Here is a 2,463-nt window from a genome sequence, read left to right as displayed (position 1 = left end):
GCTGTATAGCTGATGGTGAAGTCATTGCTTATCGGGTAAACGACAATTATCAAAAAGTTGATTATGGTGATAAGGTTGGTTTTTTTTCAACCGGTTTTGTTTTAGTTCGTCATCTGCTTGAAATGGAACGAATTGAAGAAGTGGCTCCGGCAGCGACACCAACTCCAACAACCGAAAGTCAGTCATCACCCGACGCAGCTACCACTAACTCAACTGAAAATTCAACAGCGCCAGCAGCCAATGCATTACCGTCGTCAAATACACAGCCTACGACTACAACGCCGGTAAAAACATCACCAACGGGCACAAATACTAATACGCCAACTCCCCCAACGACAACCGGTGACGCATCAACAGCAAGTAAACCGCCTGCTGCTGAAACGGCTAAACCTAAACAGCCCGGTCATCAGCTGTATTTTTATAGTTTATATATGCATTTGGCAGATACAAAGTACTATGAGGATAACCCCAAAGAGCCTGCGCCGGCATTTTGGGAGCAAGATATTTATCGGGTCACTGAAAAAGGTTTAGATTTTGTCGAAGGACTAAATATTCGAAAGAAGCCTGACTTAAAAAAAGGTGAGATTCTTGCAGTCTTACAAGCGGGCACCAAAGTGGAATTGAATCTTGAGTTACATACCGAAGATTATAAATGGTATGCGGTGACCTCATTAAAGGAAGGTTATTGTTCAATTCCGGTATTAACGCCTTATGAGCATGAAGGAAAGCAGATTATCGGTTGGGTTTTCAATGGAACTCAAAAGCAGCTCACGGAATCCGAATTTGATATAAAAAATAAAGATAAAGATAAAAATAAAAATTTTGCCAAATCAAAAGGACTGAGAGTCAGGGATGAAAGTAAAAAAAACATACTGTCTATGTTACCAAAGGGAACTCAAATAAAAATAAGCGGTAAGAAAAAACCTAAAACGTTTGTTGAATTAGCCCAGATAGTCCGTGACGGGCAACCGACCATTCCTTTATCAGAAGGAAAAAAACTCGTATGGAGCGATAATCTTGAAAACATCACCCGAGGAAAAGAATATAATCAGGTAGTGGTATTAGATAAACCGCATCCAATCAAAGCCGGTGATTTAGTGGGGCATATTGGCCATAATCAAAATAAAGGCATCAGCAAACAAAAAGATAAAGACGGTAATTATATAGAGATGGCGACTTTACCGCTAAAAACAGGTTTAACAGCAAGTCAATATAAACCAAGTTTACATGTTGAATGCTTTACTTGTGACGATTTGCCGACGTTCATCACCCAAACGCAGACAGAAGCAGCTAAAATACCCGATGAAGATAAAACATTGGTTGGCATATCAAAAGGTGCAAAATTACTGGCGTCAGCATCAGAATCGGATACAAAAGTCGGTGAGCGCCTTAAAGGTTCGGAAATAAAAATATTAAGTAAGGAACGGAATATCAACTGGTTCCAAATAGAGATTCAAACATCGAAAAGTGAAACTAAAACATTATGGATAGAGAATAATAAAGAGATACAGGATAAACTAAAAGAAAAAGGTAATCTAAAAGATTTAGCCAGTACCACAAAGGCATGGAGCAAGTTTCCATTACAACAGAGTGAGTTAACAACCAGTAAAAAAGAAGTCGATACACCACCGTTGCTACTGAATTTAAATGATGAAGATTTAATCAAGAATGATAAACGAGCCATGGATGAAAAGGGGACATTATGGTTATGGATAGAGCATGCAGTGGATAGTCAAAATGTTCCTATTAAAGGATGGACATTTATTGGCAGTGAGGGCGTGAAGAAAGTCAGTGGTTGGGAGTGGTTTGGTTTTAAACAGATTACAGAAACCAGCAGTTTAAAAGAATTTTATTTGAATGCGAAAAAAGCGGAAACCCGAAATAAGGATAATGCTTCACTGGAGAACTATAAGCCAACCCTCAAAGAGACCTTAACAATATTAGACAAGCAATACATTCAAAATAGTAATAAATATGCGACATTAACACAGGGATGTTTTAAAGGAATATCCGAAAAACCACACTTAACAATGGCACTGGGACGGCTGTTAGTAAATTATCAAAGTGAATGGTATGAAGAGCTGAATGCAGAAGGAAAGCGACCGGAATGGGAAGCATTGAACAGTGAAATGACCGATGATGCGGAAAATTATTTAGGTTATATAAAAGACGGCGATGAAGCAAAACGTGATGCATATGTTAGTAAGATGGACGCAAGCGAACAAGAATCAATAAAACAAGGCTTAGAACAACAAAAAAGAGATTATCAACGTTTTCCAGATGGTTATGAAGATGCACCCGACAAGAAATTAGCACAAGAGCAACTTAAATTATTGGGCATAATAAATGGGTTAGAAGAGAAGTATAAATTATGGGAAAAAACCAAAGAAAAAGCGACAAAAATGCTCTGGTGGGATGATGTCGCCAAAGGTTTAGCTAAGCAAAAGCAGCAGACACAACAAA

At 38.4% G+C, this 2,463-nt stretch carries 1 pseudogene; it reads left to right on the top strand.

The features are described from left to right. Positions 1 to 2,463: pseudogene (locus J3U14_RS11610) on the top strand (hypothetical protein); the annotation flags it as partial.

Origin of the sequence: Gilliamella sp. B3801, from assembly GCF_026536645.1 — a bacterium.
Classification (GTDB): domain Bacteria; phylum Pseudomonadota; class Gammaproteobacteria; order Enterobacterales; family Orbaceae; genus Gilliamella; species Gilliamella apicola_I.
The sequence above is the reverse complement of the archived record's forward strand: the minus strand, read 5'-3'. Positions and strand labels throughout refer to the sequence as shown.